Here is a 25,665-nt window from a genome sequence, read left to right as displayed (position 1 = left end):
CCGGTGAGGTGTTCCGGCCGTTCGCGGTCGCCGCGGTGGTGGCGCTGGCCGCGTCGCTGTTCGTGTCGCTCACCGTGGTTCCGGCGCTCGCCTCGGTGTTCATGCGCCCCGCCCCGAGCCGGGTGGCGGACGCCGCACTGTCCGGCGAGCCCGGTGCTGCGACCGCCTCCGCGCCGAAGGCGTCCGATGACGAGGACACCGACGGCTGGCTGCACCGCGCCTACCTGCCCGTGCTGAACTGGTCGCTGGCACACCGCTGGCTGACCGTCGGCATCGCAATGGCGATCTTCGCCGGCACGATGGGGCTGGTCGGCCGCCTGAAGACCGACTTCATCGGTTCGATGGGAACCGAAAGCCTGAGCATCAGTCAGGAACTTCCCCTCGGCACCGGCCTGTCGGGTACCGACGCCGCCGCCCGACGCGTCGAGGAGGTGCTGGCGGCCGATGCGGACGTCCAGACCTACACCACCACCATCGGCGGCAGCTCGTCGCTGTTCATGGGCGGACAGTCCGACACCAACGAGGCAAGCTTCACCGTGCCGCTGGTGCCCGGAGCGGACGCGACCACGGTCAGGCAGCGGCTGCGCGACAAGCTGAGCAAGCTCGAGGCCGAGGCAGGCACACTTGAGGTGTCGGTCGGTGCGAGCAGCGGTCAGGAAGGCATCGTCGTCTACGTCGAGAGCTCCGATCCCGAGCAGCTCACCCGCGCCAACGAGGCGGTCATGGGCATGATGCGCGGCATCGACGGCCTGAGCAACGTGACCAGCGACCTGGCCACCTCGCGCGACATGATCTCGGTCGACGTCTCCCCGCAGTACGCCGCCGACCTCGGCATGACCTCTGCCTCGGTCGGTCAGGCGGTCGCGCGTGCGTTGCGCGGTCAGCAGATCGGCACCATGGCCAAGGGCGACTCGACGCTACCGGTGTACCTGCGCACGAATGCGCCGGTCGGCTCACTGGAGGAGCTGAAGGGCCTGCCACTGCCGGTCACCCAGTTGATGAACGCGCATGCCAAGCAGGACGCCGCCGACGAGGTGACCAAGCGTTCCGAGCGGCTGCAGGAGGAATCGAAGGCGAAGGCGCTCGACGCCTACAACGAGCAGGTTCAGGCGCTGCGGGACGGTCGCGCGCAGGCGGAGCGGGCGGCGTCCGATTTGGAGGCGCAAGCCGAACAGGCCAAGGCGACGCTGGCCGGCTTGCAGCAGCAGCTCGAATTGGTGCAGCAGAACCCGAACCCGCAGGATCCGGCGGTGACGGCGAGCGTGTTCGCGCTGACCCAGCAGATCCAGGGTGTGTCGGCCCAGGCCGCGCAGCTCGCGGCCGCGGCGGCGTCCTCGAAGGCGGGGGTCGAGTCGATCGACAAGCAGCTCGAGGGGCTGGCCGAGTCGCGCGCAGCCCAGCTGGAGGCCCAAGCCAAGCAGCAGGAACTGACCGACGCGGGCAAACAGGCGGCCGATGCCATCGCGAAGGCGGTGCGCCTGGACGCCGTGGCGGACGTCGCCGTCGTGCAGGCCCCCGGCGTGGTCACCCGCGTGGACGGCGTCCGCGCGGCGACGGTGACCGCGAGTTCTGAGGTGAACGACCTGGGTGGCATCACCACCGCCCTCAACGCCGGGCTAGCCTCGCTCGACCTGCCTGAGGGCGTCTCGGTGCGCATCGGCGGCGTGTCACAACAGCAGGCCGATTCGTTCCGCGACCTCGGGCTCGCGATGGCGATCGCCGTGTTCGTGGTGTACCTGATCATGGTCGGCACCTTCGGTTCGCTGCTGCAACCGCTGATCCTGCTCGTATCGGTGCCGTTCGCGGCGACCGGCGCGCTCGGGTTGTCGCTGCTGACCGACACCCCGCTGGGCGTGCCCAGCATGATCGGCCTGCTGATGCTGATCGGCATCGTGGTCACCAACGCGATCGTGCTGATCGACCTGATCAACCAGCGCCGCGCCGCCGGAGCCGGGGTTGCGGAGTCGATTCAGGACGGCGCCAAACTGCGGTTGCGCCCCATCGTGATGACGGCGCTGGCCACCATCTTCGCGCTGGTGCCGATGGGTCTGGGCCTCACCGGCGGCGGCGTGTTCATCTCGCGCCCGCTGGCGATCGTCGTCATCGGCGGCCTGGTGACCTCGACGCTGCTGACCCTGATCCTGGTGCCGGTGCTGTACGACCTGCTCGAGACCGGACGCGAACGCCGCCGCGGCCGGCGGGACGCCCGGCGTGCGGCGCACGCGGCCGGCCAGGCTAGCGACGCACCGGCGTAGCGGGCAGGCCGGCGCGAAACGCGATCGCCTCACCCAACTCACGCCCGACGGCGCCGGTCTGGAGTGCCTGCCGGATGCCGGCGAGTGCGGCGGCGTCCGGCGCACGCCACATGCGTGCGGCGGCGGACTCGGCCCAGGCATGCAGGTCGGCCAGGCCCAGGCCGTGGACGGCTGCGTCGGCGTCGCCGGCGGCCAGCAGGCCGGCACGGACGCGGTCCCACCCGCCGCGGTTCCGCAGCAGCCGCCACAGACGGCAGCGTTTGACGGCGTCCGCGGACGCCCACAGCGCGGCGGCGTCCTGATATAGGCCCACAGGCCGTCCCGCGCCGCCAGCGCATCGGTCGCCGCCCGCGCGGGACCCGGATGGGGATCGTCGAGGAGCGTCCACAGCATCGGGAGATCGTCTCGCTCGACGTCGTTGGTCAACAGGCGGGCGCAGGCCGAGCGCACCCGCGGGTCGGCGTCGCGCAGGCCGTCTCTGAGTTCGTCCGCACCGATGATCTCGCCGCATGCGGCGGCGCCCAGCAGCCCGCGCGGATCGCGGCGTTCGTCCCACGCCCGCCGGTACAGCGACCCGGCCGGGATGCCGCGCGCCAGCGCTCGTTCGCGTGCCGCGGCCCGCACGCGCACCGCTTGGTGAAACAGCGCCGCTGCGAGGACCGCATCGTCCAATTCGTCATCCGGAAGCGACTCCAGCGCGGCGGCACGAGCCACCGCTTGCCGGGACGCCAACAGACGCCGGATCACTGCCGGGTCGGCGGAATCCACGACGGTGCGCACCAGGTGCGAGGCCACCCACTGATCGGTCTCGCGCTCCAGCATGGTGACGGCCGCGGACGGCTCGATGCTGCCCGCCTCGACCGCGGTGGCGAACCCCCAGCGCCGCGTGGGCCGGTCGGCGTGCGCGAGGAGCACCGTCCACAGCGCGGCGCCCTGGGTGCGCGCGAAGGCGTCCGCATAGCACTCGATCGCGCCCGCACCTCGGAGCCTTCCCTCAGCCCGTACCAGCAGGGGCGTGACGGCGTCAGCCTGCTCTGCGCTGAGCCGGCGCTCCAGCGCTGGCCAGGCCGCGGACCGGATCACCTCCACCGGGTCTGTGAGGCGGAGGGCCAAGAATCGGTCCGCCTCGGGGTGGGGATCGACGGCAAGGCGTCGCACGGCGCGTTCCCGCGCGTAGCCATCTCGTCCGAGGCTGGCCAGCCAGGTCGCGAGCCGGCCTCCCTTCCGGTCCATCAGGCCTATCATCGCCTGCTCGGTTGCGCCGCCGGATCGCCACCACCACGACCCTTTCCGCGCTCGCTCGTCGGCGAGCAGTAGCGTCGGTGCATCCCAGACCCGTATCCGGTTCAGGACCTGTCCTTCGCCGATCGGATCCAGGGCGGCGTCCGCCAACTCCGCCAGGAGCTCATCCATCTCATTCGGCGTGACCACGAGGACATCATGACCCATCGGTCCGTGCCCAGCGGGGCGAACCCCCTGCTGGGTGCTTCTGATCATGACGGGTCTACCGGGTCATGGGGTGAGGGACCCTCGTCCTCGGATGCGGGCCGGTCTGCGTCGAGGAGTTCGGCATCGGCGGTCAGGCGCAGGGTGCGGTCGAGGTTCAGGCGGTCCAGGAACGCCTGGTCGTGGCTGACCACCAGCAGTCCGCCGCGATAGGACGCCACGGCGTCCACCAGGGCATCCACCGTGCTCAGGTCGAGGTTGTTGGTCGGCTCATCCAGCACCAGCAGTTGGCAGGGCGGGTCGGCGAGCAGGACGCGCGCCAGCGCGACCCGGAATCGTTCGCCACCGGACAGCGCGCCCACGGGGCGCACGGTGAGGTCGCCGGCCAGGCCGAACCGGGCCAGCCGGTTGCGCAGCTCCCGATCGGGCACGTGTGGTGCGGCGGCGCCCACCTGGGCCAGCGCGGACGCCGCATCGTCGAGCCCGTCCAGGCGCTGCGCGAGGTAGCCGATCCGCTCGGTGAAGGCGACCGCGGACGCCTCCAGGTGCGACGGACGCCCCTCGGCCAGTGAGCGGAGCAAGGTCGTCTTGCCGACGCCATTCGCCCCGACCAACCCGATCCGTTCCGGCCCGGCCAGGACGATCGCGCCGTTCGTGCCCCGCAGTTCGGCGAGGCGGCGTCCGGAACCCACCCCCGGGTCGGGCAACTCCAGACGCAGCCGGTCGTCGGCGCGCAGGCGGGCCTCGGCGTCCGCCAGCGCGGAGGCTGCTTCGGCCTCGCGGGCGGCCTGCAGCTGGCGGTTGCCCGCCTGCGACTTCTCGGCGCGATTCTGCCGCCAATCCATCGCGATGCGCGCCTCGCCCTTGGTGGCCCGGGCCTTGCCCTGCCGTTCGGAACGGGACTGCTTGGTCTGCGCCTCGATCCGTTGCCGCTTCTCGGCGCGCAGCCGCTGCTCGGCGGTGCGGACGGCCTGGCGGGCGGCGTCCTGTTCGACGGCCAGCGCCTCACAGAACGCCGAGAACCCGCCCCCGAACACGGTCAACGAGCCGGCGCGCAGTTCGGCGGTGGCGTCCATCCGGTCCAGCAGGGCGACATCGTGGCTCGCCACGATCAGCGCGCCGCGCCAGCCGTCCACGAGCGCGTACAGGCGGGCGCGGGCGTCCGCGTCGAGGTTGTTGGTGGGCTCATCCAGCAGGACGACCGGCGTGCGGGCCAACTCCAGGCCCAGCAACGCGACCAGGATCGTCTCGCCGCCCGACAGGGTCGCCACCGGACGGTCGAGCACGTCGGCGCCCACGAGCGAGCTGGACACCGCGTCCAGGCGGGCGATCGAGCGCTCGGCGATGTCCCAGTCGTCGCCGACCGTGTCGAACAGCTCGGGTTCGATCTCGCCCCGTTCGATCGCCGCGAGGGCGTCGAGGGTGGGCCGGACGCCGAGCAGATCGGCCACCGTCGCGTCGGTGCGCAGCGTCAGGGTCTGCGGCAGGTAGCCGACCGGTCCGCCGCCGTGCACCGTGAGCGAACCGCTGGTGGGGCGAAACTCACCGGCGATCAGCCGGAACAAGGTGGACTTGCCGACACCGTTCGAGCCGACCAGCCCCGTGCGGCCCGCGCCGAAGGTGGCGCTCAGGCCGTCGAGGACGCGGGCGGCGCCGGGGTAGGCGAAGGTCAACGCCGCCAAGGTGACGGCGGGCGAGGTGGCGCGTGCGTGCGGCGTGGACGAGGGTGCAACGAAACGAGATGAGGACATGAGGACTCCCGACAATCAGCGAGCGGATGCGCTGCGCCAAAGCCAGGCTCGACGGACAGCGCGGGTTAGCGGCTGGTGTCGAGATCAGTCATCTCAAGGCCTCTCGTCGGCAATAGGACGCCTCCATGATCCCCGGGCTGGCCGCATCCGGCAAGTCGACGCCGAGCAGCAATGACTGGCGCGGTCGGTGGTCTTGCTGTTTTGGCCGTCCTCGGCCCGCCGATATCGTTATCTTGTCGTAATCTTTGCGAGGTCGTTGGGGCAATCATCCGGCCAAAAAATGTCGGAGGCGACCGGCAGGCTTGGGTCATGGACGAGATGATCACGACGCGACGTGAGGCTCCCTTCGAGAGGGCCGTCAGTCCGTCGTCCGCGACTGGCGCCGGGTCGTCACACGATCGCTGGTCGGTTCCGAGCGTGGCCGAGGGCGAGCAGGATGTGTTCGATGAGCTGGTCGAGACCACCCGCGTCCGTTCCATGGCGGCGTCGCGTGAGATCGCGCTGATCGCGCGTGCGTGCGATGAGTACGAGATCATCGAGTCCGACCTGTACGAGGATCCGCCGCTGGACGCGTGCCTGATGGAGGCGCCGGTACGGTCGCGTGGTGCCGTACTCGGCGGCGAGCGGTGGGTGCCCGGTGGGGCGGACGGCACACCGCACGTCGGGGAGTTCCTCGCGCTCGAACTGGCCGGCATTCTCGGCTGCAGCACCGGCAGCGCCACGGCGAAGATCGCAGACGCGCTCAACCTGCGGCATCGGCACCCGCTGCTGTGGGACGCCGTGATCCACGAGCACCGCCTGGAGGCGTGGCAGGCCGTCGCGGTCGCGCGCGAGGCGTCCGCTGCCGGGCTCGGGCTGGAGGCGAGCTTGCGGCTTGATCGTGAGCTGGCCTCCGCGGTCGGGCTGTTGGGATGGCCGCGGGCGCGCCGGCTGCTCAAGGGGCTGATCGTGCGGGTCGATCCCGGATTGGCCGCGCGCAGGGCTGCCGAGGCGCGCGAACGCCGAGGGGTCTGGGTCACGCTGACGAACCGTGGGGTCGTTGACATGAGTGCGCGACTCGATGGAGCCGAAGGTCTGTCGCTGGAGGCCCAGGTCGCCCGCATCGCTGAACTGCTGGCCACCGATGGCGACACGCGCGACCGTCAGCAGCGCCGCGCGACCGCTTTGGCGATGCTCGCTGTTCCGCACCTGGCCGCCGCATTCCTGGAGGATCACTCGGGTGGTCCGGCTGCCACGGCACCTGAACTCGCGACCGGCATGGAGGTGGCGGCTGGTGCGGGCGGCCCTGTGCGACGCATAGATCCGGAGAAGCTCAGGCCCCGGGTCAACCTGTACCTGCACCTGCATGCCGACGACGTCACGCCCTCCCCGGCGCACGGTGGCGCCGTCACCCACCCCGAGGGGCACGGCAGCGGCCTCACCCACCCCGAGGGGCAGGGCAGTGGCGTCGCTCGTGTCGAGGGACACGGCGCGGTCCCGGTCGGCACCCTGCGGGAGTTGCTGAACGGATGCCACGTCACCGTGCGCCCCGTCATCGACCTGAACCAGCCGCCCACCGTCGACCGGTACGAGGTTCCTGATCGGCTGCGCGAACATGTCATCGCCCGGAATCCGGTCGAGGTGTTCCCGTGGTCGGCCCGGCCGTCGCGCGGGTGCCAACTCCACCACACCGTTCCGTATGATCACGCGCTCTCGTACGACCCTGCGGAACGAGCACCGCAGACCCGCGCCGACAATTTGGGACCACTGGGTATCACCGTGCATCGCGCGAAGACGCATGGTCGGTGGCAACTCAGCCAGCCGGAGCCGGGCGTCTTCTTCTGGCGATCGCGCGCCGGCTACCGCTACATGGTGGCACCGGCCGGCACGATCCCGCTCGGACGTGATCCGCACCACACCAAGATCCGGTCCCTCGGCGGCGCCCAGGCCGGACGCCGCCCACCACCGACCACTCGTGACCGAGCTCCTGTCGCTCGCGCAGACGTTGTCCCGATCACGGAGAAGGAACCCCCTCCCCCGTACTGAGCGCCTCAGCCGCGCGGTGCGACCAGCGGGCGCAGGTCGGCGTCCGGGGGGAACCAGGTGTCGGCGTCGGCGGGGACCTGTTCGCCGGAGCGGATGTCCTTCACCGAACCGTCGGAGAACCACACGTAGGGGATCCCGCGGCGGTCGGCGTAGCGGATCTGCTTGCCGAACTTGTCCGCCTTGGGGGCCACCTCGCACGAGATGCCCCGCGCGCGCAGCCGGGCGGCGGTCGCCATCGCAGCGCCGCGGGTGTCCTCGGCGTCCACGGCCACCAGCACGCAGGTGGGCACCGAACGCGACGACGTCAACGCGCCCTTGGCGATCAGCGGCACCAGGATGCGGCTCACCCCCACCGAGATGCCGACGCCGGGCCAGGTGCGCTTGCCGTCGGAGGCCAGCGCGTCGTAGCGGCCGCCCGAGCAGATCGAGCCGAGCGACTCGAAGCCCGCCATCTCGGTCTCGTAGACCGTTCCGGTGTAGTAGTCGAGGCCGCGGGCGATCTTCAGGTCGGCGACCAGACGTCCGGGCACGGCGACGGACGCCGCCGCGACCACGTCCGCCAAGGCGGCCAGGCCCTCATCCAGCAACGGGTGCTCGACGCCCAGCGCACGCACCCGCTCCACGAAGGACGTGTCGGCGGTGCAGATCGTGGCCAACTCCAGGCACTTGTCCGCGTCCGCGACACTCAGGCCTACCTCGTTGACCAGCAGGGTGCGCACGGCGTCCGGACCGATCTTGTCGAGCTTGTCGACGCGCTGCAGGACGGCCATGTGGTCCTCGACGCCGAGGCCGCGGTAGAAGCCCTCGGCGAGCTTGCGGTTGTTGACGTGCATCACCACGGGCGGGACGCCGAAGCGGGTGTGCAGCGCCTCCAGCGCCTCCAGCATCACCAGCGCCACCTCGATGTCGTGGTGTGCCGCCAGCGTGTTCTCGCCGACGATGTCGATATCGGCCTGGGTGAACTCGCGGTAGCGGCCCTCCTGCGGCCGCTCGCCGCGCCACACCTTCTGGATCTGGTAGCGCCTCAGCGGGAACACCAGGTGCCCGGCGTTCTCCAGCACATAGCGCGCGAAGGGCACGGTCAGGTCGAAGTGCAGCCCGAGGTCGTCACCGGATTCGCCTTCGGCGGCGTGTAGACGGCGGACGACGTAGACCTCTTTGGTGATCTCGCCCTTGCGAGTGAGGGCGTCCATCGTCTCGACGGCGCGGGTCTCGATCGAGGCGAAGCCGTGCAGTTCGAAGGTCTCGCGCAGCGAGTCGAGGACGGCCTGCTCGACGATCCGCCCAGACGGCAGGAACTCGGGAAATCCGGACAGTGGCTTGGGTCGCATTGTTCTACCCCAGGAAGGACGGTTGCAGGTACGGGTTGGTGGCCCGCTCATGGGCCATGGTGGTCTGCGGGCCGTGGCCGGGCAGCAGCGCGGCGGCGTCCGGGAGGCCGAGCACGACATCGCGCAGGGACGTGATCATCGCCGCCTGGTCGCCGCCGGGCAGATCGGTGCGGCCGATCGAGCCGGCGAACACGACATCGCCGGAGAAGATCAGCTCGCGCACCGCGGGCATCTGCGGCAGTGCCTCCGGCAGGCGGTGCCGCAGCAGGACGCAGCCCGGTCGATGACCTGGTGCGTGCACGATCTCGAAGGACGCCCCGGCCACCTCGACGGTCTCCCCGCCCGACCAGGTCCGCAGATCGGACGGCTCGCGCAGGTTCACGCCGAACTGGGCGACCAGCACCTCCATCGGCACGCCCGGCATGCCGGGATCGGTCAGCAGTTCGCGGTCGGCGTGGTGAATCCAGGCCGGGACGCCGTAGCGGTCGGCCACGTCGGCGGCGGTGGCCACGTGGTCGATGTGGCCGTGGGTGAGCAGGACGCCTTGCACGGTGAGTCCGTGCTCGTCGACGATGCGCACCACCGGATCGAAAGCGCCCACCCCGGGATCGATGACCACCGCGTGGGTGTCGTCGGGGGCGAACACGTAGGTGTTCGCCTGCCACGGACCCGCCGGGAACGACGTCAAGAACATGATCCTCACCTTATCGAGTGGCGGGTCACGCATGGTTCACGACTTTTCGGGCAAGATGGACCCCATGACTGACTCTGCAGGTCCGGCCAGCTTTGGTCGCGTCGATCCCGATGGCACCGTCTACGTGGTTTCCGGGGAGAGCGAGAGAGCGGTTGGTCAGGTCCCCGATGTGACACCCGACGAGGCATTGGCGTTCTTCGTCCGCCGCTTCGAAGCCCTCGAACTTGAGGTGACGTTCCTCGAGCAGCGCCTCGGCTCCGGCGCGGTGTCGCCCGATGACGCGCGCCACACGATCAAGAGCCTGCGCAAGAAGGTGTCCGAGGCCAATGCGGTCGGCGATCTCGCCGCGCTGGAGACGCGCCTGGAGGCCCTCACGCCGAAGCTGGCTGAGGCGTCGGAGGCCCGCAAGGCCGAACGGGCCCGCCAGCACGAGGCGACCCGTGCCGCCAAGGAGGCGATGGTCGCCGAGGCTGAGACGCTGGCGGCCGGTAACGACTGGCGCGGCGGCGTCAACCGGTTCCGTCAGCTGCTGGACGAGTGGAAGGCGCTCCCCCGCATCGATCGCGCGACCGACGACGCCCTGTGGCACCGGTTCAGTTCGGCCCGCACCACCTACACTCGCCGCCGCAAGGCCCAGTTCGCCCAGCAGTCGGCGCGCTGGAACGAGGCCAAGGCGATCAAGGAAGCCATCATCGAGGAGGCTCGCACCCTGGTCGACTCGACCGAGTGGGGCCCGACCTCGGGTGCGTTCCGTGATCTGATGACCCGCTGGAAGGCCGCCGGATCCGCCGCGCGCGAGGCCGACGACAAGCTGTGGGCCGAATTCCGCGGTCTGCAGGACCAGTTCTTCAATGCCCGTACCGCCGCCCAGTCCGCCCAGGACGCCGAGTTCTCCGGCAACCTGGCCGCGAAGGAGGCCCTGCTCGCCAAGGCGGAAGCCGAGATGGTCCCGGTCACGGACGCCGTCGCCGGCCGCGCCGCGCTGCGCTCCTTCCTGGAGGAGTATCACGCCCTGGGCAAGGTGCCCCGCGATGCGATCCGCGGCCTCGACAACCGCGTCCGCGCCCTGGAGCAGGCGGTCAAGAAGGCCGAGGACGACGAGTGGAAGCGCACCGATCCTGAGGCGCGCCAGCGCGCCGAGGAGACGGTGGCCATGCTGAGCGCCGAGATCGACAAGCTGACCGCCAAGGTGGAGAAGGCGAATGCCCGCGGCGACCAGCAGGCCGCCAAGAAGGCGCAGGACTCGATCACCACCTACGCGACCTGGCTCGACCAGGCGAAGGCAACGCTGGCGGACTTCACGCGCTAGCCAGCGCGTGAAGCATGGGCACAGCACGCGCTAACTAGCGGGTGAAGCATGGGCAGGGCACCCGCTAACTCGCGCGGGGTTGGTCAGCCCGGCTTCACCCGGTTGACCTCGTAGACGCCCGGCAGGCGGCGGAGGCTGTTCAGGACGGTCTCCAGCAGCCGCGGGTCGGGCGTCTGGAAGGTCAGCTGCATGCTGAACACGTGATCCTTCGAGGTCGTCGCGCTCACCGAGACGATGCTCATGTGCAGTTCGGCGAGCACCTTGGTCACGTCGTTGAGCATGCCGGAGCGGTCGATGCCCTCCAGCTGTACGGCGACCAGGAAGACCGCGTCGGCGGTGGGCGCCCAGCTGACGTGGACGATGCGTTCGGGCATCTGTTTGAGTGCGGCGACGTTGGTGCAGTCCTCACGGTGCACCGAAATGCCTTCGCTGCGGGTGACGAAGCCCATGATCTTGTCGCCGGGCACCGGCAGGCAGCACTTGGCGAGTTTCGTGTACATGTCGGCGTCCCCGTCCACGACGACGCCCGAGTGACCGCGCGGAAGCTTGCTCGAGGGGCGTACCAGCAGCGCCTGATCGACCAGGGACGCCTCGGCCGCGGCCTCGTCGCCGCCCACGGTGGTGATCAGTTGGGTGACGACCGCCTGGGCGCCGATGGTGCCCTCGCCGACGGCTGCGAACAGGCTGGGCACATCGGAGACGTGGAAGTGCTGGGCCAGGCTGACCAGCACCTCGTTGGCCAGCAGCCGGGACGCCAGTTGCTGGCGCTTCATTTGCTTGGAGATCATCTCGCGGCCGAGTTCGATGGCCTCGTCGCGGCGCTCGCGGGTGAAGAACTGCCGGATCTTGGACCGGGCGCGCGGCGTCTTGACGAAGCTCAGCCAGTCCCGGCTGGGGCCGGCATTGAGGGCTTTGGAGGTGAGGATGTCGACGCTCATGCCCATCTCGAGCGGTGAATCCAGCGGCACCAGCTTGCCGTTGACGCGCGCCCCGATACAGCGATGGCCGACCTCGGTGTGGATCGCGTAGGCGAAGTCGACCGGGGTGGCGCCCGCGGGCAGCGACAGCACGTCGCCCTTGGGGCTGAAGACGTACACCTCGTTCTTGGCGATCTCTTCGGTGAAGGTCTCCAGGAATTCGCCGGAGTCTTCGGTCTCCCGCTGCCACTCCGAAATCGACTGCACCCAGTTGATCTGGTTGCCGGAGGACTTGCCCTCCTTGTAGCGCCAATGCGCCGCCACGCCGAACTCGGCCTGCCGGTGCATGTCGTGGGTGCGGATCTGGAGTTCGACCGGCTTGCCGCCCGGCCCCACCACCGTCGTGTGCAACGACTGGTAAAGGTTGAACTTCGGCATCGCGATGTAGTCCTTGAACCGCCCTGGCAGCGGACGCCAGCGGGCATGCACGACGCCGAGGACGTCGTAGCAGTCGCGCTTGCTGTCGACCAGGACGCGGATACCGACCAGGTCGTAGATGTCGTAGAAGTCGCGGCCGCGCACCATCATCTTCTGGTAGATGGAGTAGTAGTGCTTGGGCCGCCCGTAGACGGTGGCCTTGATCTTGTTCTCGGCCAGGTCCTCCTTGACTTGGTCGATCACGGTGCCGAGGTACTGGTCGCGCAGCGGGGCGCGTTCGGCGACCAGTTTGACGATCTCGGAGTAGATCTTGGGCTCCAGCACCGAGAAGGACAGATCCTCCAGTTCCCATTTGATCGCGTTCATGCCGAGGCGATGGGCCAGCGGAGCGTAGATCTCGAGGGTGTCGCGGGCGATCCGCATCTGCTTGTCTTGGCGCAGCGAACCGATGGTGCGCATATTGTGCAGCCGGTCGCCGAGCTTGATCACCAGGACGCGGATGTCGCGGCTCATCGCCAGCACCATCTTACGGATGGTCTCGGCCTTCGCCGACTCGCCGTAGACCATCTTGTCGAGCTTGGTCACGCCGTCGACCATGGTGGCGACCTCGTCGCCGAAGTCGATGGTGAGCTGCTTCAGCGTGTAGCCGGTGTCCTCCACCGTGTCGTGCAGCAGGGCGGCGACGATGGTGGGCTCGGTGAGGCCGAGGCCGGCCAGGATGGTCGCCACCGCCAGCGGGTGGGTGATGTAGTTGTCGCCGCTCTTGCGGGTCTGGCCCTCGTGGTGGTGCTCAGCGGTCACGTAGGCCCGTTCGATGAGCGCGGTGTCGATCTTCTGGTGGTGTTGCCGCATGGCGGCGAACAGTGGTTCCAGGGCCGCGGACGCCGACGGCTTCTGGGTGCCGAGCATCGCGAGCATGCGCCGCATGCTGCGCCGCGGCGGCGGTTCGATCGCGGCGGGCTGCTTCAGCGGCGGCGCGGGGACACGCGGATCCGCCGGACCGGCGTGGGTGCCTTCCACCCTGCGAACACTCTCGCTCACGGTTCACCCCCAATGCTGCACGTGCAGCGAGTCTAGCGCCGTCGGCTTCTACTGACGCTCGCGCGACGCGCGCGAACGCGGCGTCCGGCTCGGCCGCACCACGACGAGTTCGTCGCCGGTCTTCAGCACGGCCACGCTCGGATCGAAGAAGCGGCGCAGCAGGCCGCCGCGCACCACCCCGAGGACCCGCTCGCCGGCGATCTCCTGGGTGCTGCGGCCGACCTCGTCCGGCGCCACCTGGCGCTGGGCGATGTCGAGCCCGTCGCCATAGTTGAGCAGGTCCTCCACCGTCGCACCCAGGTCGGGACTGACCGCCGACAGCCCGACCAGGCGGCCCACGGCGTCCGTGCTGGTCACCACGCCGTCGGCGCCCGATTGGCGCAGCAGCGACACGTTCTCGCCGGAACGGACCGCCACCACCAGATGCGCGTGCGGGTTGAGCTGACGGGCCGTCAACGTGGCCAGGATCGCCGTGTCGTCGCGGTTGACGGTGATCACGATGTGTTTGGCCTTCGGCACCTCGGCGCGGCGCAGCAGATCCCGTGAGGTGCAGTCCCCGACGATGGCGGCCACGCCGTCGCGATTGGCCTCCTCCACCGCCGCCTGGCTGGCGTCGACGACCACGATGCGGTCAGGTTCGGCACCATTGCGCAGCAGGGTGGCCAGCGCGCTGCGGCCCATGGTGCCGAAGCCGAGGATGACGGTGTGGTTGCGCATTCTGCTCCTCCAGCGATGATCGATGAGCGCACGCCTGCCCTGGTTGGCCAGCACCTCGATCGTGGTGCCGACCAGCAGGACCAGGAAGGCCATCCGCAGCGGCGTGACCAAGATGGCGTTCAGCAGCCGCGCGTGGTCGGCGACCGGCGTGATGTCGCCGTAGCCGGTGGTGGTGACCGTGACCGTCGCATAGTAGACGGCGTCGATGAAGCTCACGCCGTCACCGTTGACGTTGTCGGCGTAGCTGTCGCGGTCGAGCCAGACGATCAGCGAGTTGGCGGCGATGATCGCCACGGCGAGGAGGCCCCGCCGCAACAGTTCCATCCAGGGATTCCTGGCTTGGGTGGGCAGGCTGACGAGCGCTTCGTAGGCCTCCCGGCGCCGCACGGCCATGGCTAGACCGTGACCACCGCTGACACGGCGTCCACACCCAGTTCGGCCAGCAGCGCGCGGCCGTTGAGGAAGCCGAGTTCCATCACGACAGCCACGTGCACGAGCTGGGCGCCCTGGCGCTTGATCAGCGCGGCGGTGGCGCCCACCGTGCCGCCGGTGGCGAGCACGTCGTCGACGATCATCACGCGGGCGCCCGGCCAGAGTGCGTCGGTGTGGATGGTGAGCACCTCGGCACCGTACTCGAGCGAGAACGCCTCCTCGTCCACCAAGCCCGGCAGCTTGCCGGGCTTGCGCACCGGCACGAATCCAGCGCCCAGGCGCAGCGCGACCGGGGCCGCGAAGATGAATCCGCGCGCCTCCATGCCCACCACGACGTCGATCTCGCCGGGGGCGAGCGCGACGAGTGCGTCGATGGCCGCACCGAAGCCGCCGGCGTCGGCCAGCAGCGGGGTGATGTCCTTGAACACCACCCCCTTGACGGGCCAGTCGGGCACGTCGCGGATCAGTTCACGCACCCGCTCGGCATTGCCGCTCACGAGGCTCAGCCCTTCTTTCGTTGCGCGCGGGTGGAGTGCCGCGGCTGCTGGCGTTCGCGCAGCGCCTCGGCGGGCACCGCACCCAGCTGCACCGGGTCGATCGGCTCTGCCTGCTCCAAGGACGCCTCGGCGGCCGGTGCGCCGAGGACGGGGGCTCCCGCCGCGACGGACGCCGTCGTCGCCTTTGCCTTCTTGGCAGGCTTATGGTCGCGGCGCTCCAGGCGCTTGCGGTGCGCGACCATCGCGGGCTCGCGCTCCTTCATCTGGGCGAACATCGGCGCGGCCAGCACGATCGAGCTGTAGGCGCCGGCGATCATGCCGACGAACAAGGCCAGGCCCAGGTCCTTCAGCGGGCCGGTGCCGAGCACGAACACGCCGGTGACCAGCAGTGCGGCCACCGGCAGGACGCCGATGATGGTGGTGTTGACCGAGCGGACCAGCACCTGGTTGATCGCCAGGTTGGTCGCCTCGGAGAACGAACGGGTTTGCTCGGTGATGCCGCGGGTGTTCTCGCGCACCTTGTCGAACACCACGACGGTGTCGTATAGGGAGTAGCCGAGGATGGTCAGCATCCCGATCAGGCTGGCAGGAGTGAACGCGAATTGCAGCAACGCGAACACACCGACGGTGAGCACCAGGTCGTGCAGCAGCGCGACGATGGCGGCCACCGACATCTTCCAGTTGCGGAAGTAAGCCCAGATCATCAGCGACACCAGCACCAGGAAGATCACCAACGCGATCACGCCCTGCTGGGTGATCTGCTGACCCCACGAGGCGCCGATCAGGTTGTTGGTCACCTGCTCGGCCGGAATTCCGGTCTTCTCGGCGAGCAGCCCGGTCATGTCGTTGATCTCTTCGGCGTTCAGCGCCCGCACCTGAATGCGGACCTGGTTGGTGCCGACCGTGTTGACCTTGATCTCGCCCAGTTCGGGCAGCCCGCTGTCGGCGACAGTGTCGCGGTAGTCGTCGATCGTCGTCGCGGTGACCTGAACCGGCACCGTGAATTCGGAGCCGCCGGTGAAGTCGATCGACAGGTTGAGCCCGCGGATCGCGACGCCCAGCACGCAGATCACGACGATGATCGCCGAGACGAGGTACCACCGCTTGCGGTTGCCGATGAAGTCGTAGCTCAGCTCGCCGGTGTAGAGCTTGTGGGCGAGGCTGGTCTTCTGCTTGTGCTCGCTCATCACGCCTCCTTCGGGGCACCCGCGCGCAGGCGGCGGATCGGGGAACGGCGCTGGACGCCGAGATGCTCAGCCTCGAAGCCGGAGAACCGCCGGCCCTCGCCGTAGAACTTCGTCCGGCCGAGCAGGGTCACCATCGGCTTGGTGAACCAGAACACGATGGCGATATCGATCAGCGTGGTCAGGCCGAGGGTGAACGCGAAGCCGCGCACCGAGCCGATGGCCAGGATGAACAGCACCACCGCCGAGAGCAGCGACACGGCGTCCGCGATCAGAATGGTCTTGCGCGAACCGATCCAGCCGGTCTCGATCGCGCTGCGCAACGGACGCCCTTCGCGCACCTCGTCACGGATGCGTTCGAAGAAGATGATGAACGAGTCGGCCGTCATGCCGATGGCGACGATCGCGCCGGCGATACCGGGCAGGTTGAGCGCGAAGCCCATCGACTCCCCCAACAGCACCATCACCTGGTAGGTCAGCGTGGCCGCGATCACGAGCGAGGCGACCACCACGACCGCCAGCGCCCGGTAGTAGACCACCGAGTACAGGATCACCAGGCCGATGCCGATCAGGCCGGCGATGATGCCGGCGCGCAGCTGCTCACCGCCCAGGGTCGGCGACACGTTGGCCACCTCGGACAGGTCGAAGGTGAGCGGCAGGGAGCCGTACTTCAGGACGCTGGCCAGGTCAGAGGCCGACTGCTGGGTGAAGTTGCCCTCGATCGTGGCCTGGCCACCCGGGATCGCCTTGGACAGCTTCGGATAGGTGACGACCTGGCCGTCCAGCACGACCGCGAACGTGTTCTGCGGCTCGGTGCGCTGCGCGAGAACACCGGTGACCTGCTCGAAGATCCGGCTGCCCTCATCGTTCAGCGACAGGTTGACGATCCAGTTTACGCTCTGCTGCGGCATGCCCGCGGACGCGGAGGTCAGCATATTGCCGTTGATCACCGCCGGGGCGAGCAGCAGCTTCGCGTCCTTCTCACGGGTGCACGCGATCAGCGGCTGGTCGGGAACGTCGGGGAACGGGTCACCGCAGGCGTAGGCCTCGAAGTCGGCCAGGTCGCGTTCGGTCGGCTCCCAGGCGAGTGCCTGGTCGGTGGTCAGCGGAGTCTCGGCGGGCTCGGTCGGGCGTGCCTCGGGCGGCGGCAAGGGCAGCCCAGACGGCATCGCCGTGGCGGCTGCCACCGCGTACACGGGACGGAAGTACAACTGCGCGGTCTGGCCGACCATCTCCTGCAGCTTCGATTCCACCACGTTGGGCACCGAGACCGTGATCTGGTTGGCGCCGACCGTCGCGACCTCGGATTCGCCGACGCCCACGGCGTCCACGCGCTGCTGGATGATGGTGCGCGCCTGCTGCAGGCTGGCCTCATCGACCGCACCGGTGCCGGTCGTATTGCGCGCGGTCAGGGTGATCGTGGTGCCGCCGCGCAGGTCGAGGCCGAGCTTCGGCGTCCACGAGTTCGACAGCGCCATGATGCCGAACAGCGCCAGCACCAGGATCGCGAGGGAGATCAACGGCCGCAGTGGACGCTGCTTGTTCCGGCTTTCGGTGGCCACAGGTTCAGGCTCCGTTCGAGCGTACGAGAGGGAGGGGTGGGGTGGAAGGAAGGGTCAGTTCGCGCGGTTCTCGCCGGGGGTCTCGCCGCGTTCCTCGGAGTTGCCCTGGGCGAAGAAGTCGGGATCGAGGTCGAACTCGCCGACGGTCTCGGCGGCGGTGTCGTCGTCGTACTCGAACTCCTCCTCCTCGGCGTTCACGGTGCGCATGATCGCCTGCTTGAGGACGGTCATCTCGACGCCGGGGGCGATCTCGATGATGGCCTGGCGCTCGCCCATGTGGCGGATCGTGGCGAGCACGCCGGCCGTGGTCATGATCCGCGAGCCCGGTGCCAACTGGCTCACCATCGTCTGCTGCGCCTTCTGCTTCTTCTGCGAAGGACGAATCAGCAGGAAGTAGAACGCCAGGCCCATCACGGCCAGCATCAGCAGGGTGGACAGCATCGAGTTGTCAGCAGGCATCTCTTCACAAACCTTGTTCTCGGGAGTGCAGGACGCCGAACGGCGCCCCACCAATCGGCAAGACTACCGGCTAGCTTTCGGAGTCACTGAAAAGGTCCGCTCGCGTGGCGGGAACCGACAATCCCAGATGACGCCAGGCGCGCGGCGTGGCGACGCGGCCCCGCGGCGTCCGCATCAGGAATCCCTGCCGGATCAGGTATGGTTCGGCGACCTCTTCGACGGTCTCGGTCTCCTCGCCGATGCTCATCGCCAGGGTCGACAATCCCACCGGGCCGCCGGCGAAACGGACGCACACGGCGTCCAGCACCGCGCGGTCGAGCCGGTCCAGACCCAGTTCGTCGACCTCGTACAGGTCGAGAGCGGACGCGGCGAGCTCGGGGGTGATCCGGCCGTCGGCCTTCACCAGGGCGTAGTCGCGGACGCGGCGCAGCAGCCGGTTCGCGATCCGCGGCGTCCCCCGGCTGCGCAGCGCGATCACCTCGGCCGAGTCCTGGCCGAGTCTCAGCCCGAGCAAGGACGCACTGCGGGTGACGATGCCGACCAGGTCGGCAGCCGCGTAGTAGTCGAGCTGCCCGGTGAAGCCGAACCGGTCGCGCAGCGGCCCGGGCAGCAGGCCCGCGCGGGTGGTGGCGCCGACCAGGGTGAAGCGTGGGATCTCGAGTGGGATCTCGGTGGCGCCGGGGCCTTTGCCGACGATCACGTCGACGCGGAAGTCCTCCATGGCCAGGTAGAGCATCTCCTCGGCGGGGCGGCTCATCCGGTGGATCTCGTCGAGGAAGAACACCTCCCCCTCGCTCAGCCCGGACAGGATCGCGGCCAGGTCGCCGGCGTGCTGGATCGCCGGCCCGGAGCTGATCCGCAGCGGGGCGCCCACCTCGTGGGCGATGATCATCGCCAGCGTCGTCTTGCCCAGCCCGGGCGGGCCGGACAGCAGCACATGGTCGGGCACCACCCCGCGCTGCTGGGCGGCGGCCAGCACCAGCCCCAACTGCTCGGCGACGCGCGGCTGGCCGCGGAACTCGGCCAGGGTCGGCGGCCGCAGCGCGGTGTCGACGACCTGGTCGTCGGCGTGGCGGTTCGGGTCGAGCGGATCGTCGGCGCGCGGTCCGTGCAGGGAGGCGTTCATCGGGCCAGGCTCCGCAGTGCGGCGCGCATCAGGTCACCGATGCCGATTCCGGGGTCCTGTTCGCGCAGCGGAACGACCCGCTCGACCGCGGCGGCGGCGTCCTTGGCCGACCAGCCGAGCGACTCCAGGCCCGAACTCACCTGCTCGCGCCACACCTCACCAGAGGGCACCATGCGGGAGGTGGTGCTCAGGTTGGGCACCGCGCCGAGCGCGTTCACCTTGTCTTTCAGCTCGAGGATCATCTTCTGGGCGCCCTTGGGACCGATGCCCGGCACCCGGGTCAGCGCGGTCACGTTCTCCTGGGCGATCGCCGCGCGCAGATCGCCGGGCGGCAGCACCGACACCACCGCCTGGGCGATCTTCGGCCCGATGCCCGAGGCGGACTGCACCAGTTCGAACGCGTCGCGCTCGTCGGCGTCGGCGAAGCCGTAGAGGGTGAGCGAGTCCTCACGGACGATCAGCGAGGTGTGCAGGGTGGTCTGCTCCCCCACCCGGACGGCCGCGACGGTCGCCGGCGTGCACAGGGCACGGACGCCGAAGCCGGACAGGTCGACCACCACCCAGGTGCCGCCCACGGCGGCCACGGTTCCGGTCAGCTGGGCGATCATGCGAACCTCCGGGGGGCGTCGGTGAGGCGGGCTGCGGCGCGGGTGCGGGCGGCGGTCTGGGCTTGGGCGATCTCGCGGCGCTGAGCTGCCTGGGCGAGGCGCGCGATGGCGGGCGCCCGCCACAGATGGCAGATGGCCAGCGCGACGGCGTCCGCGGCGTCGGCGGGTTTGGGTGGGGCGTCCAGGTGCAGGATGCGCATCACCATCTGGCCGACCTGGGCCTTGTCGGCCCGCCCGTTGCCGGTGATGGACGCCTTCACCTCGGTCGGGGTGTGCTCGGCGACGCTCAGCCCGGCGCGGGTGCCGGCCAGCAGCACCACGCCGGAGGCCTGCATCGTGCCCACGATGGTGCTCACGTCGCGGCGCGCGAACACCCGCTCGACCGCGATCGCGTCGGGCCGGTACTCGGCGATGTACTGCACGATGCTGCGCTCGAGGGCCGCCAGCCGCTGCCCCGTCTCCAGGCCGGCGTCGGTCCGCACCACATCGGCGAGCAGCAGCGCCGGCGTCCGGCCCGGCGAGCCCTCGATCACCCCGACCCCGCACCGGGTCAGGCCGGGGTCGATCCCGAGAACCCGCATCGCTTCCCCCTCTTCGCTCCGAACGTTTGTTCGGATTCTAGGGTCAGCCTTCGAGTTCGGCGAGGATTTCGTCCGGCACGTCTTCGTTGCTGTACACGTTCTGCACGTCGTCGACGTCCTCGATGGCGTCCAGCAGCTTGAACAGCTTCTCGGCGGCCTCCTTGGTGTCGATCGCCTGCTCGTACTGGGCGCGGAACTCGACATCGGCGGAGTCGTAGTCGAAACCGGCCGCCTGGACGGCCTTGCGCACCTCGACCAGCACCGACGGATCGCAGACGATCTCGAAGGTCTCGCCGAGATCGTTGATGTCCTCGGGCTCGGCCTCCAGGGTCGCCTCGAGCAGGTCGTCCTCGGACAGTTCCTTGCCGTCCTGCTTCTTCGACACCACGACCACGCCCTTGCGGTCGTAGATGCGGCTCACCGAGCCCACATCGGCCTGGGTGCCGCCGTTGCGGGTGATCGCCACCTTCACATCGGACGCCGACCGGTTGCGGTTGTCGGTCAGGCACTCGATCAGGATCGCGACGCCGCCGGTGCCGTAGGCCTCGTACATGATCTCGGTGTAGTCGACGACCTCGCCGCCGATCCCCGAGCCGCGCTTGACGGCGCGATCGATGTTGTCGTTGGGCACCGAGTTCTTCTTCGCCTTCTGAATGGCGTCATAAAGCGTCGGGTTGCCGCCGGGATCGCCGCCGCCCACGCGCGCCGCGACCTCGATCTTCTTGATCAGGTTCGCGAACAGCTTGCCGCGCTTGGCGTCGATGGCCGCCTTCTTGTGCTTGGTGGTGGCCCACTTGGAGTGACCGCTCATCGGTCTCCTTCGTGCTGTCGTGTCGTCAGGTCCGTCGGCCATCCTATCGCGGGCGCCGGAGCGCTCTGCGCACTCAGCGCTCGGCGACCTCGATGGCTTCCTCAAGGGTGAAGTTGCCAATGTAGAGCGCGGTACCGATGATCGCGCCGGTCACGCCCAGGGGCCTGAGTTCACGGATGGCGCGCAGGTCGTCGAGCTGAGCGATGCCGCCGGAGGCGATCACCTCGGCGTCCGTGCGGGCCGCGACATCGCGCAGCAGTTCGAGGTTGGGACCGGTCAGCATGCCGTCGGACTTCACGTCGGTCACCACGAACGCCTGGCAGCCTGCCGCCGACAGCCGGTCGATCGCCTCGCGCCAATCGCCGCCCTCGCGGACCCAGCCGCGCGCGGCGAGCTGGGTGCCCTTGACGTCGATGGCGATACCGATCCGGTCGCCGTGCTCGGCGATCACCTTCTCGCACCAGGCCGGGTTCTCCAGCGCGGCGGTGCCGATGTTGACCCGGCGGCAGCCGGTCGCCAAGGCGCGCTCCAGGGAGGCGTCATCGCGGATGCCACCGGACAGTTCGACGTTGAGGGTCATCTGCCCGGCGATCTCGGCGATGATCTCGGCGTTCGAGCCACGCCCGAAGGCGGCGTCCAGGTCGACCAGGTGCAGCCAGGACGCACCGGCGTTCTGCCAGCGCAGCGCGGCGGCGAGGGGATCGCCGAAGGTCTTCTCCGACCCGGCGATGCCTTGGGTCAGCTGGACGGCCTGGCCGTTCTGCACGTCGACGGCGGGGAGCAGGTAGAGCGCATCAGTCACGGGGCACGAGGCTACCTGATCAGCTCAGGGTGGCGATCCAGTTGCGCAGCAGGCGTGCGCCGGCGGAGCCCGACTTCTCGGGGTGGAACTGGGTGGCGCTCAGCGCGCCCAGCTCGATCGCGGCCACGACGCGGTCACCGCCGTGCTCGACCCAGGTCACCCGGGCGTCCTCGGGCCAGGCGACGTCTGCGTCGGCACGAACGCCGTAGCTGTGCACGAAGTAGAACCGCTCCGACTCCGCACCCGCGAACAGGGCCGAGCCGTCCGCGGCGTCCACCACGTTCCAGCCCATGTGCGGCAACCGTTCGGCGTGCAGCCGCTCGACGGTGCCGGGCAGCACACCGACACCGGACGCCTCGACGCCGTGCTCGACGCCACGGTCGAACATCACCTGGTGACCGACGCAGATGCCGAGCACCGGACGTCCGGCGGCGAGTCGTTCGCGGATGATCCGTGGGCCGTCCACCGCTGCCAAGCCCTCCATGCACGCTGCGAAGGCGCCGACACCGGGCACGACCAGGCCGTCGGCGTCCAGGCAGGCGGAGGCGTCCGCGGTGAGCAGCACCTGCGCACCCGCCGCCGCGAGCGCGCGGGTCGCCGAGTGCAGGTTGCCCGAGCCGTAGTCGAGCACCGCCACCGTCGGGCTCACAGCGCGCCCTTGGTCGACGGCACGATGCCCTGGATGCGCGGATCGGGTTCGACCGCGGTGCGCAATGCGCGGGCCAGCGCCTTGAACTGGGCCTCGACGATGTGGTGCGGGTCGCGTCCGCGGACCAGTTCGAGGTGGATGCACAGCCCGGCGTTGAGGGCGAGCGCCTCGACGACGTGGTAGGTCATCGAGCCGGCGTACGGGACGCCGGAGCCGCCGATCCGGGCGTAGACCTGTCCTTCGGGCTCGCCGGTGCACACCGCGTACGGGCGGCCGGCGACGTCCACCACCGCGCCGGCCAGTGCTTCATCGAGCGGCACCAGGGCATCGCCGAACCGCTTGATGCCCTTCTTGTCGCCCAGCGCCACCTTGAGCGCCTGGCCGATCACGATGGCGGCGTCCTCGACGACGTGGTGGCCGTCGATGTGCACATCGCCGGAGGCCTCGACCTTCAGGTCGATCAGCGAATGCTTGCTCAGCGCGGTCAGCATGTGGTCGTAGAACCCGACCCCGGTGCTGATCTCGCTGGTGCCTGTGCCGTCGAGGTTCAACTCGACGGTGATCGTGCTCTCCGACGTGCTGCGCTCGATGCGCGCGGTGCGTGCCATCACTCCCCCATCCTCGGCGCGTCCACGCACGCCAACGCGGCGTAGAACGCCTCCATCTCTTCAGGTGTTCCCGCGCTCACGCGCAGGTAGCCGGCCGGGCCGGTCTCGCGGACGAGCACGCCCTGGCCGAGCAGTTGCTGCCAGGCCAGGTGCCGGTCGGACCAGCGGCCGACCAGGACGAAGTTGGCGTCCGAATCGACCACCTCGAAGCCCATCGCGGGCGCCCGGCGCAGCAGTTCGTCGCGGGCGGCGCGCAGGTCGTCGACCCGGGCCAGCATCTCGCCGGCGTGCCGCAACGCGACCGAGGCGACCGCCTGGGTCTGCGCCGACAGGTGGTAGGGCAGCCGGACGATCCGGCAGGCGTCCACGATCGCCGGGGCGGCGGCCAGGTAGCCGAGGCGTCCGCCGGCGAAGGCGAAGGCCTTGCTCATCGTGCGGCTGACCACCAGGTTGCCGAAGCGCGGCAGCAGGGTGAGCGCGGTCTCGTCGGGGTGGCGGGCGAACTCCTGGTAGGCCTCGTCGACCACGACGATCGCGTCGGTGCCGGTGAGCACCCGCTCGATCTCGGCGAGCGGCGTGGTGGTGCCGGTCGGGTTGTTCGGGGTGGTGATGATCACCACCGTCGGGTCGTGTTCGGCGATCGCGCGCAGCACCAGGCCGGCGTCGAGGGTGTAGTCGTCGTGGCGCGGCGCCGTGACGTAGTCCGAATGCGTATTGCGCGCGTACTCGGGGTACATCGAGTAGGTCGGCGTGAACGACAGCACACGGCGTCCGGGGCCGCCGAACGCGCCGAGCACATGGGTCATCACCTCGTTCGAGCCGTTGGCGGCCCACACGTTCGCCACGCCCAGGCCGTGGCCGAGGTAGTCGGCCAGCTGCTGGCGCAAGCCGGTGAATTCGCGGTCGGGGTAGCGGTGATAGGCCGCGTTCCGGATCGCGTCGGCCATCTCCTCCAGGGTGGACGCCGACGGCGGGTACGGGTTCTCGTTGACGTTGAGGCACACCGGCACGTCGAGCTGCGGGGCGCCGTAGGGCTCCTCGCCGACGAGTTCGGGGCGCAGCGGCAGATCCGCCAGCGTGATATCGGCGTTCACCACCGGTCGACCTCCTCGGCGTTGGTGCGGACGGTGATCGCGGCGGCGTGCCCGGGCAGGCGTTCGGCGGTCGCGAAGGTGGCCACGGTGGGACCGACCTCGCGCAGGGCGGCCTCGTCGTAGCAGATCAGGTGCACGGTTTTGCAGAAGCTGCGCACGGTCAGGCCCGAGCCGTGCCGGGCGATGCCGGCGGTGGGCAGCACGTGCGTCGATCCGGCCGAGTAGTCGCCGAGCGGCACCGGCGACCAGGGCCCGACGAAGATCGCCCCGGCATTACGGACGCGGTGAGCCACTTGGTAGGGCTCGCGGGTGTGGATCTCCAGGTGTTCGGCGGCGTAGGCGTCCACCACGGCGAGGCCCTGGTCAAGGTCGTCGACCAGCACGATCGCCGACTGCGGGCCGGTCAGGGCCTTCTCGATCCGGTCGGTGGTCCCGAGGGCCGACACCTGGGCATCGAGCAGGGCGTTCACGGCGTCCGCGAGCGCTGGGGAGTCGGTGACCAGCACCGAGCCGGCCATCGGGTCGTGCTCGGCCTGGCTGATCAGGTCGGCGGCCACGAACCGCGGATCGGCGGTGTCGTCGGCGAGAACGGCGATCTCGGTCGGCCCGGCCTCGGAGTCGATGCCGACCAGGCCGCGCAGGTAGCGCTTGGCGGCGACCACGTAGATATTGCCGGGACCGGTGACCAGGTCGACGCGCGGGCACAGGCCGGGGACGCCGTGGGCGAACATCGCGATCGCCTGCGCCCCACCGACCGCGTACACCTCGTCGACGCCGAGCAGGTGGCACAGCGCCAGGATGCTCGGGTGCGGCAGCCCGCCGAACTCCGCGCTCGGCGGCGTCGCCACCGCGAGGCTGGTCACGCCGGCCACCTGGGCGGGCACCACGTTCATCAGCACGCTGGATGCCAGCGGCGCCAGCCCGCCCGGCACGTACAGGCCCACCCTTCCGACCGGGACCGTCTTGGTCTCCACGACCGCGCCCGGCGCCACCTCGGCGCGCACCAGACCCGGGGTTGCCTCGGTCTCGGCGACCGCACGGCGGCGCCGGATCGACTCGACGAACGCGGCGCGCACGTCGGCGTCCAACTCGTCGGCGTAGCGGGCCAGCACCTCCGCCGGAACCCGCAAGTGTTCGGGGGTGACGTGATCGAAGCGCTCGGCGAACTCGCGCAACGCCGCCTCACCGCGTTCGGCCACCGCATCGCAGATCGGAGCGACGATCTCGACGGCATGCTCGACATCGAAACTCCCGCGCGGCACGATGGCGCGATAGTCGGGGTTCGTTCCTCGGACGTCGATCAGGCGCAGTTTCACGAAGCTGATTGT

Annotated in this window: 23 protein-coding genes; 4 read left to right on the top strand and 19 right to left on the bottom strand. The window is 69.8% G+C overall.

The window, feature by feature from the left end; translation table 11 throughout:
- The coding region (locus QM708_RS16675; RefSeq protein ID WP_415111184.1) for an efflux RND transporter permease subunit at positions 1-2,255 on the top strand (2,255 nt) is incomplete at its 5' end.
- On the opposite strand, the gene QM708_RS16670 is transcribed toward QM708_RS16675, so the two are convergent.
- The gene (locus QM708_RS16670; RefSeq protein ID WP_415111181.1) at positions 2,236-2,568 is read right to left on the bottom strand and encodes a hypothetical protein; all 333 of its coding nucleotides are present in this window, start codon (positions 2,566-2,568) and stop codon (positions 2,236-2,238) included. The two genes, QM708_RS16675 and QM708_RS16670, sit on opposite strands and share 20 nt — an antisense overlap.
- 50 nt (positions 2,569-2,618) lie before the next feature.
- Here QM708_RS16670 and QM708_RS16665 point away from each other — a divergent pair, with 50 nt between their 5' ends.
- Entirely contained in the window at positions 2,619-3,572 is a 954-nt protein-coding gene (locus QM708_RS16665) for a hypothetical protein (RefSeq protein ID WP_415111178.1), read from the top strand.
- Positions 3,573-3,748: 176 nt separating this feature from the next.
- Here QM708_RS16665 and QM708_RS16660 read toward each other — a convergent pair whose 3' ends face one another.
- Entirely contained in the window at positions 3,749-5,452 is a 1,704-nt protein-coding gene (locus tag QM708_RS16660) for an ABC-F family ATP-binding cassette domain-containing protein (RefSeq protein ID WP_415111175.1), read from the bottom strand.
- Between the two features lie 417 nt (positions 5,453-5,869).
- Here QM708_RS16660 and QM708_RS16655 point away from each other — a divergent pair, with 417 nt between their 5' ends.
- On the top strand, positions 5,870-7,477 hold the full coding sequence (locus tag QM708_RS16655; RefSeq protein ID WP_415111172.1) for a DUF222 domain-containing protein: 1,608 nt from the start codon (positions 5,870-5,872) through the stop codon (positions 7,475-7,477).
- Between the two features lie 5 nt (positions 7,478-7,482).
- Here the strand turns inward: QM708_RS16655 and hisS are convergent, their stop codons facing one another.
- Both hisS and QM708_RS16645 read right to left on the bottom strand, forming a co-directional pair.
- Positions 7,483-8,808 (bottom strand): histidine--tRNA ligase, encoded by a 1,326-nt coding sequence (gene hisS / locus QM708_RS16650; protein ID WP_415111169.1) that lies wholly within the window; start codon positions 8,806-8,808, stop codon positions 7,483-7,485.
- A 4-nt stretch (positions 8,809-8,812) separates the two neighbouring features.
- Positions 8,813-9,502 carry an MBL fold metallo-hydrolase gene (locus QM708_RS16645; RefSeq protein ID WP_415111166.1) on the bottom strand — a complete coding sequence of 230 codons (690 nt, stop codon included), beginning with the start codon at positions 9,500-9,502 and terminating at the stop codon, positions 8,813-8,815.
- 64 nt (positions 9,503-9,566) lie between these two features.
- On the opposite strand from QM708_RS16645, the gene QM708_RS16640 reads away from it, so the two are divergent.
- Entirely contained in the window at positions 9,567-10,811 is a 1,245-nt protein-coding gene (locus tag QM708_RS16640; protein ID WP_415111164.1) for a DUF349 domain-containing protein, read from the top strand.
- Positions 10,812-10,894: 83 nt separating this feature from the next.
- Here QM708_RS16640 and QM708_RS16635 read toward each other — a convergent pair whose 3' ends face one another.
- The 15 genes from QM708_RS16635 to hisD all read right to left on the bottom strand — a co-directional run bounded on the left by QM708_RS16635 (position 10,895) and on the right by hisD (position 25,647).
- Positions 10,895-13,093, bottom strand: a complete 2,199-nt coding sequence (locus QM708_RS16635; protein WP_415111516.1) for a RelA/SpoT family protein — start codon at positions 13,091-13,093, stop codon at positions 10,895-10,897.
- A gap of 162 nt (positions 13,094-13,255) precedes the next feature.
- A complete protein-coding gene (locus QM708_RS16630) occupies positions 13,256-14,317 on the bottom strand; it encodes a potassium channel family protein (protein WP_415111161.1) in 1,062 nt (353 codons plus the stop codon).
- Between the two features lie 2 nt (positions 14,318-14,319).
- A complete protein-coding gene (locus QM708_RS16625) occupies positions 14,320-14,853 on the bottom strand; it encodes an adenine phosphoribosyltransferase (protein ID WP_415111158.1) in 534 nt (177 codons plus the stop codon).
- A gap of 5 nt (positions 14,854-14,858) precedes the next feature.
- Positions 14,859-16,040 (bottom strand): protein translocase subunit SecF, encoded by a 1,182-nt coding sequence (secF, locus tag QM708_RS16620; RefSeq protein WP_415111155.1) that lies wholly within the window; start codon positions 16,038-16,040, stop codon positions 14,859-14,861.
- Entirely contained in the window at positions 16,040-17,599 is a 1,560-nt protein-coding gene (gene secD / locus QM708_RS16615; RefSeq protein WP_415111152.1) for a protein translocase subunit SecD, read from the bottom strand. The genes secF and secD overlap by 1 nt, the downstream gene beginning before the upstream one ends.
- A gap of 54 nt (positions 17,600-17,653) precedes the next feature.
- Positions 17,654-18,058 (bottom strand): preprotein translocase subunit YajC, encoded by a 405-nt coding sequence (gene yajC / locus QM708_RS16610; protein ID WP_415111149.1) that lies wholly within the window; start codon positions 18,056-18,058, stop codon positions 17,654-17,656.
- 70 nt (positions 18,059-18,128) lie between these two features.
- Positions 18,129-19,184, bottom strand: coding sequence for a Holliday junction branch migration DNA helicase RuvB (gene ruvB / locus QM708_RS16605; protein ID WP_415111146.1), 1,056 nt, complete (start codon positions 19,182-19,184; stop codon positions 18,129-18,131).
- Entirely contained in the window at positions 19,181-19,792 is a 612-nt protein-coding gene (gene ruvA / locus QM708_RS16600; protein WP_415111143.1) for a Holliday junction branch migration protein RuvA, read from the bottom strand. Before ruvA ends, ruvB begins: the two co-directional genes overlap by 4 nt.
- On the bottom strand, positions 19,789-20,373 hold the full coding sequence (gene ruvC, locus QM708_RS16595) for a crossover junction endodeoxyribonuclease RuvC (protein ID WP_415111140.1): 585 nt from the start codon (positions 20,371-20,373) through the stop codon (positions 19,789-19,791). The genes ruvA and ruvC overlap by 4 nt, the downstream gene beginning before the upstream one ends.
- A 43-nt stretch (positions 20,374-20,416) precedes the next feature.
- A complete protein-coding gene (locus QM708_RS16590) occupies positions 20,417-21,184 on the bottom strand; it encodes a YebC/PmpR family DNA-binding transcriptional regulator (protein WP_415111137.1) in 768 nt (255 codons plus the stop codon).
- A gap of 73 nt (positions 21,185-21,257) precedes the next feature.
- Entirely contained in the window at positions 21,258-21,986 is a 729-nt protein-coding gene (gene priA, locus QM708_RS16585; RefSeq protein WP_415111134.1) for a bifunctional 1-(5-phosphoribosyl)-5-((5-phosphoribosylamino)methylideneamino)imidazole-4-carboxamide isomerase/phosphoribosylanthranilate isomerase PriA, read from the bottom strand.
- 19 nt (positions 21,987-22,005) lie between these two features.
- A complete protein-coding gene (hisH, locus tag QM708_RS16580; RefSeq protein WP_415111131.1) occupies positions 22,006-22,635 on the bottom strand; it encodes an imidazole glycerol phosphate synthase subunit HisH in 630 nt (209 codons plus the stop codon).
- Positions 22,632-23,243: an imidazoleglycerol-phosphate dehydratase HisB gene (gene hisB, locus QM708_RS16575; RefSeq protein ID WP_415111128.1), complete on the bottom strand. Its 612-nt coding sequence runs from the start codon at positions 23,241-23,243 to the stop codon at positions 22,632-22,634. Before hisB ends, hisH begins: the two co-directional genes overlap by 4 nt.
- Entirely contained in the window at positions 23,243-24,340 is a 1,098-nt protein-coding gene (locus QM708_RS16570) for a histidinol-phosphate transaminase (RefSeq protein WP_415111125.1), read from the bottom strand. The genes hisB and QM708_RS16570 overlap by 1 nt, the downstream gene beginning before the upstream one ends.
- Positions 24,334-25,647 (bottom strand): histidinol dehydrogenase, encoded by a 1,314-nt coding sequence (hisD, locus tag QM708_RS16565; protein ID WP_415111514.1) that lies wholly within the window; start codon positions 25,645-25,647, stop codon positions 24,334-24,336. Before hisD ends, QM708_RS16570 begins: the two co-directional genes overlap by 7 nt.
- Positions 25,648-25,665 lie beyond the last annotated feature (18 nt).

The organism is Propioniciclava sp., assembly GCF_047602245.1.
Classification (GTDB): domain Bacteria; phylum Actinomycetota; class Actinomycetes; order Propionibacteriales; family Propionibacteriaceae; genus Propioniciclava.
The sequence above is the reverse complement of the archived record's forward strand: the minus strand, read 5'-3'. Positions and strand labels throughout refer to the sequence as shown.